The organism is Pedobacter rhizosphaerae, from assembly GCF_900111155.1.
Classification (GTDB): Bacteria; Bacteroidota; Bacteroidia; order Sphingobacteriales; family Sphingobacteriaceae; genus Pedobacter; species Pedobacter rhizosphaerae.
The window spans coordinates 25407-39763 of the sequence record NZ_FOGG01000017.1; the positions used below are offsets into that span (position 1 = coordinate 25407).

Annotated in this window: 13 protein-coding genes; 9 read left to right on the plus strand and 4 right to left on the minus strand. The window is 38.9% G+C overall.

The window, feature by feature from the left end; genetic code table 11:
• Window positions 1–292: 292 nt before the first annotated feature.
• The gene (locus BMX11_RS14375) at window positions 293–1039 is read right to left on the minus strand and encodes a LytR/AlgR family response regulator transcription factor (protein WP_090885572.1); all 747 of its coding nucleotides are present in this window, start codon (window positions 1037–1039) and stop codon (window positions 293–295) included.
• A gap of 10 nt (window positions 1040–1049) precedes the next feature.
• Window positions 1050–2972, minus strand: a complete 1923-nt coding sequence (locus tag BMX11_RS14380; RefSeq protein ID WP_090885436.1) for a tetratricopeptide repeat-containing sensor histidine kinase — start codon at window positions 2970–2972, stop codon at window positions 1050–1052.
• A 742-nt stretch (window positions 2973–3714) separates the two neighbouring features.
• On the opposite strand from BMX11_RS14380, the gene BMX11_RS14385 reads away from it, so the two are divergent.
• The 9 genes from BMX11_RS14385 (at window position 3715) to BMX11_RS14420 (ending at window position 10545) form a co-directional block, all read left to right on the plus strand.
• Window positions 3715–3909, plus strand: coding sequence for a hypothetical protein (locus tag BMX11_RS14385; RefSeq protein ID WP_090885438.1), 195 nt, complete (start codon window positions 3715–3717; stop codon window positions 3907–3909).
• An 83-nt stretch (window positions 3910–3992) separates the two neighbouring features.
• Window positions 3993–4193, plus strand: coding sequence for a hypothetical protein (locus tag BMX11_RS14390; RefSeq protein ID WP_090885440.1), 201 nt, complete (start codon window positions 3993–3995; stop codon window positions 4191–4193).
• Between the two features lie 33 nt (window positions 4194–4226).
• Window positions 4227–4430, plus strand: a complete 204-nt coding sequence (locus BMX11_RS14395) for a hypothetical protein (RefSeq protein ID WP_090885442.1) — start codon at window positions 4227–4229, stop codon at window positions 4428–4430.
• A gap of 33 nt (window positions 4431–4463) precedes the next feature.
• Window positions 4464–4661, plus strand: a complete 198-nt coding sequence (locus BMX11_RS14400; RefSeq protein WP_090885444.1) for a hypothetical protein — start codon at window positions 4464–4466, stop codon at window positions 4659–4661.
• 148 nt (window positions 4662–4809) lie between these two features.
• Window positions 4810–5742, plus strand: coding sequence for a grasp-with-spasm system ATP-grasp peptide maturase (gene gwsG / locus BMX11_RS14405; RefSeq protein WP_175474567.1), 933 nt, complete (start codon window positions 4810–4812; stop codon window positions 5740–5742).
• A 71-nt stretch (window positions 5743–5813) separates the two neighbouring features.
• On the plus strand, window positions 5814–5975 hold the full coding sequence (locus BMX11_RS24525) for a hypothetical protein (protein ID WP_217643844.1): 162 nt from the start codon (window positions 5814–5816) through the stop codon (window positions 5973–5975).
• Window positions 5972–7054: a hypothetical protein gene (locus BMX11_RS14410; RefSeq protein ID WP_090885448.1), complete on the plus strand. Its 1083-nt coding sequence runs from the start codon at window positions 5972–5974 to the stop codon at window positions 7052–7054. Before BMX11_RS24525 ends, BMX11_RS14410 begins: the two co-directional genes overlap by 4 nt.
• Window position 7055: 1 nt before the next feature.
• Entirely contained in the window at window positions 7056–9248 is a 2193-nt protein-coding gene (locus tag BMX11_RS14415) for a peptidase domain-containing ABC transporter (RefSeq protein ID WP_090885451.1), read from the plus strand.
• Complete coding sequence (locus tag BMX11_RS14420) at window positions 9238–10545, plus strand: HlyD family secretion protein (RefSeq protein ID WP_090885453.1); 1308 nt, start codon at window positions 9238–9240, stop codon at window positions 10543–10545. Before BMX11_RS14415 ends, BMX11_RS14420 begins: the two co-directional genes overlap by 11 nt.
• 1452 nt (window positions 10546–11997) lie before the next feature.
• Here BMX11_RS14420 and BMX11_RS14435 read toward each other — a convergent pair.
• Window positions 11998–13092 carry an acyltransferase family protein gene (locus BMX11_RS14435; protein WP_090885459.1) on the minus strand — a complete coding sequence of 365 codons (1095 nt, stop codon included), beginning with the start codon at window positions 13090–13092 and terminating at the stop codon, window positions 11998–12000.
• 223 nt (window positions 13093–13315) lie between these two features.
• Entirely contained in the window at window positions 13316–14182 is an 867-nt protein-coding gene (locus BMX11_RS14445; RefSeq protein ID WP_090885462.1) for an aldose 1-epimerase family protein, read from the minus strand.
• Between the last annotated feature and the right edge of the window lie 175 nt (window positions 14183–14357).

Below are 14357 nucleotides of genomic sequence, written 5' to 3' on the forward strand. Positions count from 1 at the left end.
TGAACTTAAGGAGAAAACAAAAATGGATTGTCATCCTGAGCCTGTCGAAGGGTAATCCATTTTAGTTTTGTCCTTATTAAGAAGGTCTTCGACTACTTGTCCCGATTTCACATCGGGAGGCTCAGACAGACAGGGTTTAGCTTAAGTTAATAACATTGGTGACATACGGAACAGTTATAAAATCCAAAGAGCTTAGGCACTTTAACCTATAACACGCGACACACAACCCATAACCCTCCCCCGGTCCTTGGCGAACGGAACAGTTGTAACGCAGGGAACAGGAGGAAATCAACTACGCAATATTCTCTAAATACCGTAGTACCTCTTCTTTTTTTCTGCTGGATACGAGAATACTTTCTTTGTTTTCCATTTGCAGGTAACCTTCCCGGTAATACTTTTTCACGTATTTAAAATTGACCAAAAAAGACTGATGACACCTGAGGAAACCAAAGGGTGTAAGCAAACTTTCGTACTCTTTCAAGCCTTTAGAAACCAGAATTTCACTTCCATTATTTAAGTAAAACGTGGTATAGCCCTTATCACTTTTGCAGTACAGGATATCTTCAATTGCTACCACTTCTATATATTCCAGGCTCTTTAAAGCAATCCTTTTAGCTGCCGCTACACCCTGAGCAAGATAGTGTTCTTTAGCAATGGCGAGTTGTTGCTGCCCTAAAATTTCCTGTTCGCGGTGATGGTAGCATTTATTTAAATGGGCCGTTAGTGATACCTCATCAATAGGCTTAAGTAAATAGCCAAAGGCACCTAGATTAAGTGCCTGAATAGCGTATTGATCATACGCTGTCAGAAAAATAACCTGAAAGTCAGTAGCCCCGATCTGATCAAACAGCTGGAAACTATCGCCATCCTTCAGCCGGATATCGGCCAAAATAATATCTGGTTTTAGGGCCGGTATTTCCTGCTTAGCCACTACAATTTCAGCGGCAGAGCCTACTATTTCCAGATATTCTATTTTTTTTACAATCTGTAAGATATGTTGTAAAATCCGGATTTCGTCTTCTAAAATATAAAGCTTCATAGGCTTTTGATTAATCATTAATTATTGGAATCTGTATTTCAACAAATACCCCCGTATTGGCGTTTCCGCCTTTATCATTTACTTTAAATTGCGCCTGCTGTCCTTTGGCTGTAAAAAGCAAATCTATTCGCTCTTTTAGAATTATCTGCGCAAGCGATTGTTTCTTCGGATTTTGTGTCGGCTTTTTGCTTAGTCCACTTCCGTTGTCATCAATTTCAATGAGCAACATTTCGTCTTTGATGCGGAAAGATATGGATAACAATCCCTTATAAGCAATGTTTCTAAAACCATGTTCAATGGCATTTTCAACGAAGGGCTGAATCAGCATCGGCGGAATAAGGGTTTCGTTGATATTCAATTGCTCGTCAACCGTAATTTTATATTCGAAAGCATCGGCATAGCGCATTTGCTGCAACTGCAGATAATTGTTGAGGGAACACATTTCCTCTTCGATTTCGATAAAGTCCTTTCTGTTTTGTTCCAGAATACCACGCAATAAGCCAGAAAAAGATTTGAGGTAACGTACAGATTCTTCAATATGCCCCGAAGCTACAAGGCTTTGTAAATTGGCAATGGCATTGAAGATAAAATGTGGGTTTAACTGTGCTTGAAGCATTTTCTGCTCTACATTTAACCTTTGATTTTCTGACAACAAGAGTTTGTTTTTTTCTCTCAGTCGTTGCTGGCGATAGAAGATATAGGAGAAAGAGACCACCCCTACAAAAACGAGCAATGTTAAAAAGATTGTCCAGCGTTGCTGTTTAATAATAGTTTCGTTAAGTCTGTTGCGGCTATTTAATTGAGCAATATTCTGATCTTTTTTTTCCGTTTCATACTTCTCACTCATTTCTGCAACTTTAACAGCTTCTATTGCCTGATAATTACGCAGCTCAATAGTGTAGGCAGAATCTGCGGCTTCGAGCGCATTTTTAAAATCGCCTTTCATCTTATAGGCATCTACTAAGCCATTGTAGTACATATCCTTCTGTTTACCTGGCGTAACGCGTTTTTCGAAAGCAATACCTGCCCTAAAATACTTAATGGCAGAGTCTGGTTGATGATCTTCGCTAAAAGCTGTAGCAAGGTTGTTGAAAGCCACATCATTTAGGGTATTAGACTTTTTAAGGTAGTTAAAATAGATTTTACTGCAAGCTAAAGCCTTGGCCGATTGCTTCTGCTGACTATAAATCTGCGCTTCATTGTCGTAGGTACGCGCTATAGCCAAACTATCGTCAAATTGTAGTGCTAACTTTCTGGCCTGGCTGTTGTAGAAGGCCATCTTTTTGAAATCGTTTAACCGGTAAGCCAGCAGAAATGAAATATCAAAATAACGCTGTTTAATTACCGGATGATAATTGAAAGGATGGTGTTTAAAATAAATTGCAGCATATTCAATTGATTTTTTTTCGTTATGGTTCTGAAAATAAGCCTGTGCAAGTAAATCATAAAAATAATAAGTGATCCGGCTATGCTTTTGCTCTGCGGTTTCCAGGGCAGCATAAATCTGACTCATCAAAGCCGATTCAACAGCCGAACCATTAACCATTTTCCGAAGCAAAATGGCATAGGTTTTTAAAAGCTCTACATCATCGTGGGGCTTTAAGCCTTTCATCTTTTGGTAGGTAATTAGTGCGCTGTCGCCTTTCTTTTCATAACTGTACTTTCTACCCTTAAAATAATAGTAAAAGGGATTAGAATCCTTATTGTCCATTTGATTGAACAGGCTGTCTTCCAGATATATTTTTTTCTTTACCGCAGCAGAGGATAAGGTATCAAAAGACATAAAAACAGCCAGATAGTCTTTTTGCATAGTAGGCTTGTTGCCGGGTTGTTCCTTCACTTCAGGACGCCTTTCTTTATCTCTGCATGAAGAGATGATTAGAAAACATAAAATAGTACAAAAGACAAATATGGGTTTGAGGCTGACGTTCATTCACAAAAAATTAGCTAATCATAATTACAGCTTAAAAGTATAAATAGTAATGTCTAAAAAAAACTACTGGTCAATATCTGTTGGGTTTCATTTTATATCTGTAAGGATTGAGTGTTTATCTGAACCGGAAAGTTTGTTGTGGCTACGTGGTATCGGGTTGACCCAAAAGTGCGTAACCCCCCTGGTCCGTGACCCACGGACCAGCAAATAAAACCTACATGGGTTGTGAATACAAACCACCCCTACCCCTTCACAACCTTGCCCACCCCCTCCTTGAAAAAAGGAGGGGAGTTGAGAAGCCCCGAGTCCGTGACCCACGGACCAGCAAATAAAACCTATATGGATTGTGAATACAAACCGCCCCTGCCACTTCACAGCCTTGCCCACCCCCTCCTTGAAAAAAGGAGGGGAGTTGAGAAGCCCCGAGTCCGTGACCCACGGACCAGCAAATAAAACCTACATGGATTGTGAATACAAACCACCCCTACCCCTTCACTGCCTTACCCCCCCTCCTTGAAATAAGAAGCGCAGTTAATCACCCAGCATCACCATACAACTCAGCCACACCATTTTTACGAATATTAATGCAGCATTCACGAAAAGATGCTCAAACCGCTCACATATCAACTGTCCCTTGTAATCCCTCCCGTTTGTATCGAATTTTAGATTGATTAATCAACAAAACCCAAACGCCAGGGTGAGATGGCGAAATTTACCTATCTATTTTAAATTTTAATTTATTATGAAAACAAACAAAAGCTTATTCGAAAAGAAAATCGAATTAAAAGATTGCCAGATTAATGGTGGAAAACTTGGTATTAGCAACCAGTTATCAGTTGCAGAAACAGGAACAAGAGACAACCCTGATTCATGCACAGACATTGGCTTTGACCAACCAGGAACTGGCTTACCAATAGGTTTCGACACTACTTTATAATTGGTAAGTAATACCTGCAAGGGTAAACTTTTAAAAGTTATCAATCGAAAAAATATTGAAGTAGAAAACTTAACCAAAGGAAAATGAAAAACAGCAACAAATTGTTCGAGAAACAAATCGAACTCAAGAATAGCCAGATTAGCGGTGGACGTGCTTCAGGGGAGAGTTATAAAAATGTAAACCGTACTTACACCAATCAACATGGTTGTACAGTAACCGTGTCAGAAGTACGCACAGATGGCAACGTACTGGTTGAAGAATGTTTTTTCACAAACTGCCCATAATAACCATCTATTAAAAAAAATAATTTCTAAGTTATGAAAAACAGCAACAAATTGTTCGAGAAAAAAATCGAACTCAAGAACAGCCAAATCAGTGGTGGACTTTCTTCGGATGTAACCTATAAAACCGAAACAAAAGTATATCCTAAAAATGACAAGGGCTGCACCAGCACTTTATCACAAGTACTCACAGATAAAAACCAACTGGTTGAAGAATGCTATTTCTCGCATTGCCCATAATAACCATCTATTAAAAAATTTAAATTATTAAATATGAAAAACAGCAAAAAATTATTAGAAAAAAAAATAGCACTAGATAGCTGCCGGGTTAACGGAGGCCTTGCTATGGGAAGTCTTGCTACTTGCAGCAAATTTACCTATGGTGATCATTGTGAGGATAAAACAACCACAATTTACGACGATCAGGGCAACACACTTGGCTACCCTGTGAGTTCAGCATGGCAAGTTTAAATAATTAGGTCAATTAATCATCGGGCGAGAATAAGCCCGATGGTTAAATTAAAGCAATGCTATAACCTGGACATCATTCTTACGCAAATAAATAACAATAGGCACAACAGCCGACTGAATAAGCTATAAAATTATAACATCGAGTGACGTGATATTAATATTCTCCATTAACAGCGATTATTCTACCAGTGCAGTAATTAACTGGCTTATACAGCTGAAAAAGCCGTTTATCAGAATAAATGAAGATACCTTACTGGAACTGCTTTGGCTTAATTCTTCAGACTTTGCCATTAACATCAATGGTAAAACAGTTTTGGGCAGCCAAATTACCAAAATGTGGTACCGCCGGGGGGCATTGGATCTGTTCGCAAAATTTAAGCATACTTTAATTAAAGACTATCTGCGTACTGAGCATACTGCACTGATAGCCTATTTTTATCATAGACTGGATAAAATTCCGTCGGTGAACAAATTTAAAAATAGCGATATCAACAAATTATATTTAATGGACCTTTGTCAGCAACACGATATTTTAGCCCCTAAATACCTGGTTACTGGCTGCAAAAACGAAGTTGCCAGCTTTTTTGAGCAAGAAAAGCATATTATTTCAAAGCCCATTAGCTCACCTTTTTCGTTACAGGATGAGGAAGATTTCTCGCACATGGCTTATACCTCCATGGTTAATCGGGAAGACATTGATGCCCTGCCTGAGCAATTTGTGCCCACTTTTTTTCAGCAGGCCATTGCGAAAGCTTATGAGATCAGGGTGTTTTACCTCAACGGCAAATTTTACGCCATGGCTATATTCTCCCAAAACAATAGCAATACAAATGTAGATTTCAGAAATTATGATAGAGATAAACCCAATCGGGTTGTACCCTACACACTGGAAGAAAGCTATGAAAAAAAACTTAAAAAAATGCTCGATGCATATGGCCTCAACTGCGCCTCATTCGATGTGATTTATTCAAGTGATGATGCTCAATATTATTTTTTAGACTTAAATCCCGTTGGCCAGTTTGGGATGGTATCAAGCCCTTGTAATTACAATCTGGAGAAAGAGGTGGCGTTGGCACTTTAATTTTAACCCCTCAGGTTTGAATACTAAGCAGGCCAAACACATCAATAAATTAACCCACATCCATACTACCTATGAAAAAGATAAAAGATCTGATAGATAGCGGGGAAGCACCTTTGCACATCAAATCATTGGTAAAAAAGCCCAAGCCTACCTACCTTATTAAAACGAGGGTTTCTAAAATTTACCATACCAACAGTTTACAGCTCGACCTATTCTTTAAATCACCGATATGACCAGATTATACCTTCGAAACCAATTGTGCATTCCGGTAATGGGATTTAACCGGGCTATTATTTACGATTTGGGGCGCAAAGACTATCACTTTATTTCAGAAGCGCATTACCATATGCTAAACACCGATGGACTTATTAATTTTGATGGGATTTCAGACGAATCTGAGCGTAGCGAACTGATCGATTTTCTTTTAGATTTAGAGATTGTTTTTGAGGTTGCATCTGCACACGAAGCGGAAAGATTTCCGAAAATATCAACAGCTTTACATCATACTAACCCGCTCAGCCATGCTGTAGTACATACCAATATCAGCCGCAATTTTATCGATTTTATCAGTCAGAACCACCTCCAGAACTTGAGTATCATTTCAGCGCAAATGAACGATGAGGTTATCCGTGTAATTAACTCATTTGCACATCTGGAAATTGATGGTATATATCTCTATATTGAAAAATTTGATCCACACAGCCTTTCTCTCTATGAGCGGGAATTAGCCCGGCTGCCAGCTGTGTTCTCTGTTAATTTTTTTAAGGCCGATAAGCCGCATACGAAACTGGAAGCTAACATCTACTATAATTTTTTCACTGAAGGTTTTGGAGACTATAAACAGCTGCTAACCGTAGATAAGTTGTATGTAAATCAGGATTTTTTTCTGGAAGCATACAACAAACACTCCTATTATAACGGCAAAATATATATAGACCCTAGTGGTAATATTAAAAACGGACTCAATAACACACAAATTTTCGGCAACATTAATTCAATGAGCGATGATGAATTTCATCAAACCATCAATAGTGAGCTATTTTTAGCGCTTGGCAACATTAGCAAGCAAAAAACCCTGGTTTGCCAGCATTGCGAATTCAGATATATGTGTACCGATACACGCGTGCCCGAAAAGGAAGCTGAACACTGGTTTCATCATGCTGAATGCGTGTATAACCCTTATATTTCTAAATGGAACAATGAAGAAGGTTATCTTAATTTAAAAGCATCCGGAATCACCGTTTCAGCATCAGGCTGTACCATAAATAAAGATCAATTGTCAGAAACCTTTAATAAAATCTGGTCAGAATAGAATGAAAAAATTCCCCTTTTATAAACAACCAGATGCCAAAGATTGTGGCCCTACCTGTTTGCGTATTATAGCTAAACACTATAAACGGAGTATTGCCTTACAGCCCATCAGAACGCTTTCTGAAACCACCAGAGAAGGAAGTGGCTTACTCGGATTGAGTAATGCGGCAGAGCGTTTGGGCTTTAGAACATTGGGGGTTAAAATCGATTTTAATACGCTGGTTGCCGATGCTCCCCTGCCTTGCATTGTACATTGGAACAAAAATCACTATGTGGTGGTGTATAAAATTGATAAAGCCAACAGGGTATATGTGTCAGATCCGAGTTATGGCCTGATTACTTACAGCAGGGAGGAATTTATTAAATACTGGATTGGCGAAAATGCCAACGAAAATACGGAAGAGGGTATTGCCCTTATTTTAGAAACAAGCCCTTCATTTTATAAAACTGAGTTTGAAGAGGAGGAGCGAAAAACCAGCTTCTCCTTTTTGTACCGGTACTTATTTAAATACAAATCGCTGGTTATCCAGTTAGCTGTTGGCCTGCTGGCGGGCAGTTTACTATCACTTATTTTTCCATTTCTTACCCAAAGCATTGTTGATGTAGGGATCCAAAATCAAGACATTAACTTCATTTACCTGGTGCTGCTGGCCCAGGTGATGCTTTTCATGGGCAAAATGGGCATCGACATTATCCGCAGCTGGATTTTACTTCATCTTTCTACACGAATTAACATCTCCATTATCTCCGATTTTTTTATCAAACTGATGAAATTACCCATCAGTTTTTTCGATACCCGGATGACCGGTGATATTATGCAACGAATAAATGATCACCATAGGATAGAGCAATTGCTTACCAATTCTTCGCTCAATACCCTCTTTTCTATGGTTAACCTCTTCATTTTTAGTATTGTATTGCTGCTTTATGATTACCGTTTGTTTGTGGTGTATTTACTGGGTGCTGCGGTATATGTAGGCTGGATTACTTTCTTCCTGAAAAGGAGAAAAGAGCTGGATTACAAAATGTTTTCTCAGGTTTCGCAAGAGCAGAGTACCGTGATTGAACTGATTAACGGCATGCAGGAAATAAAAATGCATAATGCCGAAAAGCAGAAGCGCTGGGGCTGGGAGTTTTTACAGGTAAGGCTATTCAAAATCAAAATTAAAGCACTTTCTCTTGAACAATGGCAATCGGTTGGTGGAGGCTTCATAAACCAGATCAAAGATATTCTGGTGAGCTTTCTGGCGGCAAAACTGGTGCTAAGCGGCAACCTCACCCTGGGGATGATGCTTTCTGTGCAATATATTATCGGCCAGCTCAACAGCCCCTTACTACAACTGATTGATTTTATTAAACAAACGCAGGATGCCAAAATATCGCTCGAACGCTTAGGCGAAATACACGATAAAGAAGACGAAGAAAGTAATGAAGAACAGTATGCAACTGAAATTCCACAAAAAGATATCGAACTAAATAATGTTTCTTTTAGGTATACCGGGTCTGATGCGTTTGTTTTTCAGGATTTGAACCTGGTGATTCCCTATCAGAAAACTACGGCTATAGTTGGGGCCAGCGGAAGTGGCAAAACTACCCTGCTTAAGCTCATCACTAAGTTTTACGAACCTAACCAGGGCGATATCAAAATTGGCAGTACAGATATGAAAAATATCTCGCCCAGATTTTGGCGCGATCACTGCGGCGTAGTGATGCAGGAAAGCTATGTATTTAACGATACTATTGCCAACAACATCGCCATTGGCGAAGACACCATTGATAAGCAAAAACTGAGAAAAGCCATCGAAATTGCCAATATACAAGGCTTTATAGAAAGTTTGCCCTTAAGCTACAATACCAAAATTGGTAATGAAGGTATTGGCGTAAGTGGCGGGCAAAAGCAGCGATTGTTTATTGCCAGAGCAGTTTATAAATCGCCTGAATATATATTTTTCGATGAGGCTACGAGTGCACTGGATGCCAATAACGAAAAGATTATTATCGAAAATCTGGAGCAGTTTTTTAAAGGAAAAACGGCTATCGTTATTGCCCATAGATTATCTACTGTTAAACATGCCGATAAAATTATTGTGCTGGATAAGGGGAAGGTTATCGAAGAGGGCAATCACCAGGAATTGGTGGCAAAAAAAGGAGAATATTACAGATTAATTAAAAACCAGCTCGAACTTGGAAACTAGAAAAGATAAATTAGAAGAGATCAATCTTCGCTCAGAGAGTGTACAGGATGTTTTAGCAGAGCCACCGCACTGGATGTTCCGTTGGGGCAATGTGGTGATTTTGGCTATTCTTTTAATGATTCTGTTAATGAGCTATTTCATTAAATATCCTGAATTTGTGCCTGCCACAATCATTGTTACCTCGCAAAATCCACCAGAAAAACTCCAGATCAGGGCAGACTCTAAAATCGAAAAAATATTTATTACCGATCACCAAAAGGTAAAAGCGGGCGAAATTTTAATGGTTTTACAATCTACTGCTAATTATAAAGATGTTTTGCAGCTGCGTAAAATAGTGGATGGCCTTTCCGCTGATGAGCTGGTATCCTTTCCACTGAACCAAGTTTCGGCTTTTAAATTAGGCGAGCTACAAGGCGATTACAATAATTTTGCAAAAGCACTGCAAGATGAAAAGTTATTTACCAGGCTTAAACCTTATGCTCCTGAAAATGTAGCTACCGCAGAAAATATATTGGCAAATAAAAGTAGAATCGTTACCCTGAAGCGGCAGAAAACCTTTGAGCTTTCGAAATTTGAACTGGTGAAGAAAAATTATCTGCGTGCCCAGCAACTATTTAACCAGAAGGTAATTTCAAGCTTTGAATTTGAAACTGAAAAAATGAAGTTTTTGCAAGCGCAGCAAAGCCTGGAAAATATAGACCTTACCTTGTCGCAAACTGAGGAAGCGATTTCTAATCTCCATAAAACCAAAAGTGGGGCAAACATCAATGCCGAGAAAGACAAAATCAATTATGCTTCGCAAACCACCCAGTTGCTGGAGCAATTAAGGCGTTCGTTAAGGTCATGGGAACAAAATTATCTGGTTATTTCTTCTACCGATGGTATAGCCAGTTTTCAGCAGTTTTGGGGCGAAAACCAATTCGTAAAGCGTGGAGATGCTGTTTTATCTATTCTGCCCGACCATAAAAAGGCACTCATTGGCAGGATGTTTGTTCCTGCGGTTAATTCAGGGAAAATTGCCAAAGGAGAAAAGGTTTTAATCAAACTGGACAATTACCGTTACCAGGAATATGGTATTGTAGAAGGACGGGTTCAAAATATCTCTTTCACGCCAGATGACAAAGGCAATTACTATGTGGATGTAACGTTGCCTAAAGGACTCAAGACCTCTTATACTAAGATTTTACCCTTTGATACAGAGCTTAAAGGCAATGCAGAAATTGTAACGGAAGATTTAAGGTTAATTGAGCGGTTCTTTTATCAGTTTAGAAAACTGATGGGATATCAAACAGAATAAATGGGTTACGAGTTGCGGGTTGTGGGTTACGAGTCTGGGCGCATAGCCACGCTGAGTTTTTTACCCATAACAGGCAATTCACAACCTGTAAGATAAACAAAGGGTGTGGATGGCGTGTGAAGTGGCGGGGGTGGTTATTACAATGAACTTACATGCCTTAAATGGTAAAAAAGTATCTAACCATATAAGCCAAACAAGAAAAAATAAGTTTCAATTTAAACCGCAAAGTTTAACGCAAAGCATTAACCACAGAGATAAAGAGGATTTCACAGAGCACACAGAGAAAGCTTCGCTATTGGTAAAAGCTCATAAAAAGAGAAGCAGGGTGCCTTGAGTGGTAAACAAAAATTCCGTGCATTCCGTGTTTCCATGGCTAAAAAAACATAATGCATTCAGAAAACATCGAGATCCCAACTCCCTATTTTTTTCAAGGAGGGGGTGTAGAGGAAGTGTGAAGTGGCGTGGGTGGTTATTACAATGAACTTACATGTCTTAAATGGTAAAAAAGTATCGAACCATATAAGCCAAATAAGAAAAAATAAGTTTCAATTTAAACCGCAAAGCCCGCAAAGTTTAACGCAAAGCATTAACCACAGAGATAAAGAGGATTTCACAGAGCACACAGAGATAGCTCCGTTATTGGTAAAAGCTCATAAAAAGAGAAGCAGGGTGCCTTGGGTAGTAAACAAAAATTCCGTGCCTTCCGTGTCTCCGTGGCTAAAAAACGCAAAGCATTCAGAAAAACAAATCGAAGTTCCCAACTCCCCTACTTTTCAAGGAGGGGCTGCGGATGATTGTGTAGTGGCGGGGTGGTTATTACAATGCACTTACATGCCTTAAATGGTAAAAAAGTATCGAACCATATAAGCCAAATAAGAAAAAATAAGTTTCAATTTAAACCGCAAAGCGCGCAAAGTTTAACGCAAAGCATTAACCACAGAGATAGCTTCGTTATTGGTAAAAGCTCATAAAAAGAGAAGCAGGGTGCGTTGAGCGGTAAACAAAAATTCCGTGTATTCCGTGGCTAATAACTTAACTTCCCTTAACTCCTTAATGTTTTTTTCACCATATAAGCCATATAAGAAGAAATAAGCTTTGATCCTACTAACCGCCAAGCCCGCAAAGTTTCACGCAAAGCATTAACCACAGAGATAAAGAGGATTTCACAGAGCACACAGAGATAGCTTCGCTATTGGTAAAAGCTCATAAAAAAGAAGCAGGGTGCATTGGGTAGTAAACAAAAATTCCGTGCCTTCCGTGTCTCCGTGGCTAAAAAACGCAAAGCATTCAGAAAAACAAATCGAAGTTCCCAACTCCCCTACTTTTCAAGGAGGGGCTGCGGATGGCGTGTGAAGTGGCGTGGATGGTTATTACAATGAACTTACATGCCTTAAATGGTAAAAAAGTATCGAAACATATAAGCCATAAAAGAAATATAATCACTTTACCCTATCAAGACCTGAACTGCTCAGTCTTTCTTTTCCTTTTGAGGAATTTTCTTACCGGTGTATCAAAAATAACCATCGCCAGATAACCAAATCCAAGCAATAGAATTGTTCCTGCAATAATCACTAATGTAAGCTGTTGTGTATTGGGTTTGTAAGCCTGATAATAATTTCCAAACATCCAGATAAAGGCATAGTGGGTCATGTATAGCGGGTAGGAGATCTTCCCCGAAAAGTTGCAGAGTTTTTTCAAACCTTTGGAAAGTTTAGCACCTGCGCCTAATGAAACCAGTAGCGGGAAGTAAAGCAATACAACCAAAAGTTGAGTTAGCCAGTTGAGCTTACTGTCTGGCATGATGAAGGGTAATATCAACAAAACAGCCAAGCCAATAAAGCCGATTTTGGTTTTAAGGATCAGGTTTGCACGATAAATTAAAATCCCCGCCAAAAATGAGAATAAAATACGCGCGCCTCCATCCCAAAAAGAATCTTTGTTCCAGCCGCCAAGTAAACCGCCCTCGCGATAGCTAACAACAGCCAAAGTTATTGCGGAAATACAAAATAAAACCCATAAAATACGACGGGGAGTTCTGTATAATATAAATGCATAAACAATGTTGGCAACATATTCCCAGAATAACGACCATGAGGGTGCATTTAAACCGAAATTATTAAAAGCTCTCTCTTCCATCATCGGAAAGGGAATTAAAAAAACCGAAGCTAAAAAGATGAGCACGACTTTACCAATACTATAGGCATCTGCTTGTCCGCCAAAGGGATCGAACAGAAAAGTAATTAAGCCCAACACCGATCCCAAGATTACTAATGGATGTAGCCTGATCATTCGGGATTTGAAAAATTCGGTAATTCCCATCCTGCCCATACGGTCATCATAAGCATAGGCAATTACAAATCCAGATAAGCAGAAGAAGAAATCTACAGCCAGAAAGCCATGGGCAATAAAGTTTTTATCGGGTAGATATACCATCTCCATAAAGTGGAAGATCACTACACAAAGTGCCGCTACACCTCTTAATCCATCAAGAATTTCAAAATGTTGTTTCGTTTTTAAGAGCGTAGGGTCAGTGGTGTTAAATGTCATCATGAAAAGTATAGCCAATAGAATCGGGGGTCAAGATTACAGAAATCTTATGGCATGCACAAATGTTGCAGGTGACAAATTAGAGACAAAGGGCGACAAGTTGTTTTGCCGCCGTAGTTTTCGGATTGCAAATTTCCTCTCCATCAAAGTAATTTTACAATGGCAGTATTTTGCTAAACTGCTTATTTGCAATATGTAATAGGGTGTTTCGCTAAATTAATCGTTAAAAACATTCTACTTCCCAAAATCTGGTCCAGCTTTCCCCCTTAGGCAGTTTAATAATGCCTTCTTTCCTGGTCAGATCTTGATTATGATTTATGCCATCGGCAACACCACACCAGGGTTCTAAGCAAACAAATGGTGCCTGGGGCGCTGCCCAGATACCAAAGAAGGGAAACTCTTCGAAATGGAAATGTAATCCGTAGTCGTTTTTGGTATTTAAAAGGCTGATGCAACTACTTTGAAGGGTTTTAAAAACCAGTGCATCATTATCAAAAAGTGAGGCTTTGAGGTTTAGTTTATGCCCGTTCAAATCGATGTTTTCTGTTTCATTGTCTACTAAGCCATCGGCTAATTTCCAATAGGTGAGTTTTTCATCATCGTTGAAGGCTAAATAGTAATCTTCATAAACCGTATCAGGAGTATTAGGTACGGCAAATGCCGGATGTGCTCCTAAAGAAAAGTACATGGCCGATTTGCCTGTATTCTTTACCTCGTACGTCAGGTTCAGTTTTCTGTCTATTAATTCGTATTTGAGTTTTAAATCAAAATAGAACGGATAAACCTTTAAAGTGTCATCAGTTTGTTTCAAGCTGAAAACAACTTCTGAATCGCTATTTTGCATTGCAGTAAAAACATGATCGCGGGCAAATCCATGTCTGGGTAGGCTGTAATTTTTACCTTGAAAAATATAGCTGTTATCTTTGAGCGAGCCTACAATTGGAAATAGTACAGGGCTATGTTTTGCCCAAAATTTTGGGTCAGCGTTCCACAGGTATTCCAATGCTGTTTCTTTACTATATAGGCTTTGAAGCTCTGCTCCTTTGTCGGCCAGCTTAACTTTTAAATATTGATTTTCTAAGGTTATCATCACATTTTAAAAATAGCAATTTCCCTGTGGTATAGAATTTTTTTAATAAAAAATAATACATTTTATTTAATGATCGAATTTCGGGGTAGAGAAGGAGTGAATTTTGAATAGCGATTGCCTTTTATTTTGTCATTCTCTCATTCATTCATTCTCTCCTTCATTCATTCTGTCATCC

Excerpts from the sequence above, each read along its gene's own strand:
- BMX11_RS14375 (WP_090885572.1), bottom strand. The coding sequence starts at position 1,039 with ATGAAGCTTTATATTTTAGAAGACGAAATCCGGATTTTACAACATATC.
- BMX11_RS14380 (WP_090885436.1), bottom strand. The coding sequence starts at position 2,972 with ATGAACGTCAGCCTCAAACCCATATTTGTCTTTTGTACTATTTTATGT.
- BMX11_RS14385 (WP_090885438.1), top strand. The coding sequence starts at position 3,715 with ATGAAAACAAACAAAAGCTTATTCGAAAAGAAAATCGAATTAAAAGAT.
- BMX11_RS14390 (WP_090885440.1), top strand. The coding sequence starts at position 3,993 with ATGAAAAACAGCAACAAATTGTTCGAGAAACAAATCGAACTCAAGAAT.
- BMX11_RS14395 (WP_090885442.1), top strand. The coding sequence starts at position 4,227 with ATGAAAAACAGCAACAAATTGTTCGAGAAAAAAATCGAACTCAAGAAC.
- BMX11_RS14400 (WP_090885444.1), top strand. The coding sequence starts at position 4,464 with ATGAAAAACAGCAAAAAATTATTAGAAAAAAAAATAGCACTAGATAGC.
- BMX11_RS24525 (WP_217643844.1), top strand. The coding sequence starts at position 5,814 with ATGAAAAAGATAAAAGATCTGATAGATAGCGGGGAAGCACCTTTGCAC.
- BMX11_RS14410 (WP_090885448.1), top strand. The coding sequence starts at position 5,972 with ATGACCAGATTATACCTTCGAAACCAATTGTGCATTCCGGTAATGGGA.
- BMX11_RS14415 (WP_090885451.1), top strand. The coding sequence starts at position 7,056 with ATGAAAAAATTCCCCTTTTATAAACAACCAGATGCCAAAGATTGTGGC.
- BMX11_RS14435 (WP_090885459.1), bottom strand. The coding sequence starts at position 13,092 with ATGACATTTAACACCACTGACCCTACGCTCTTAAAAACGAAACAACAT.
- BMX11_RS14445 (WP_090885462.1), bottom strand. The coding sequence starts at position 14,182 with ATGATAACCTTAGAAAATCAATATTTAAAAGTTAAGCTGGCCGACAAA.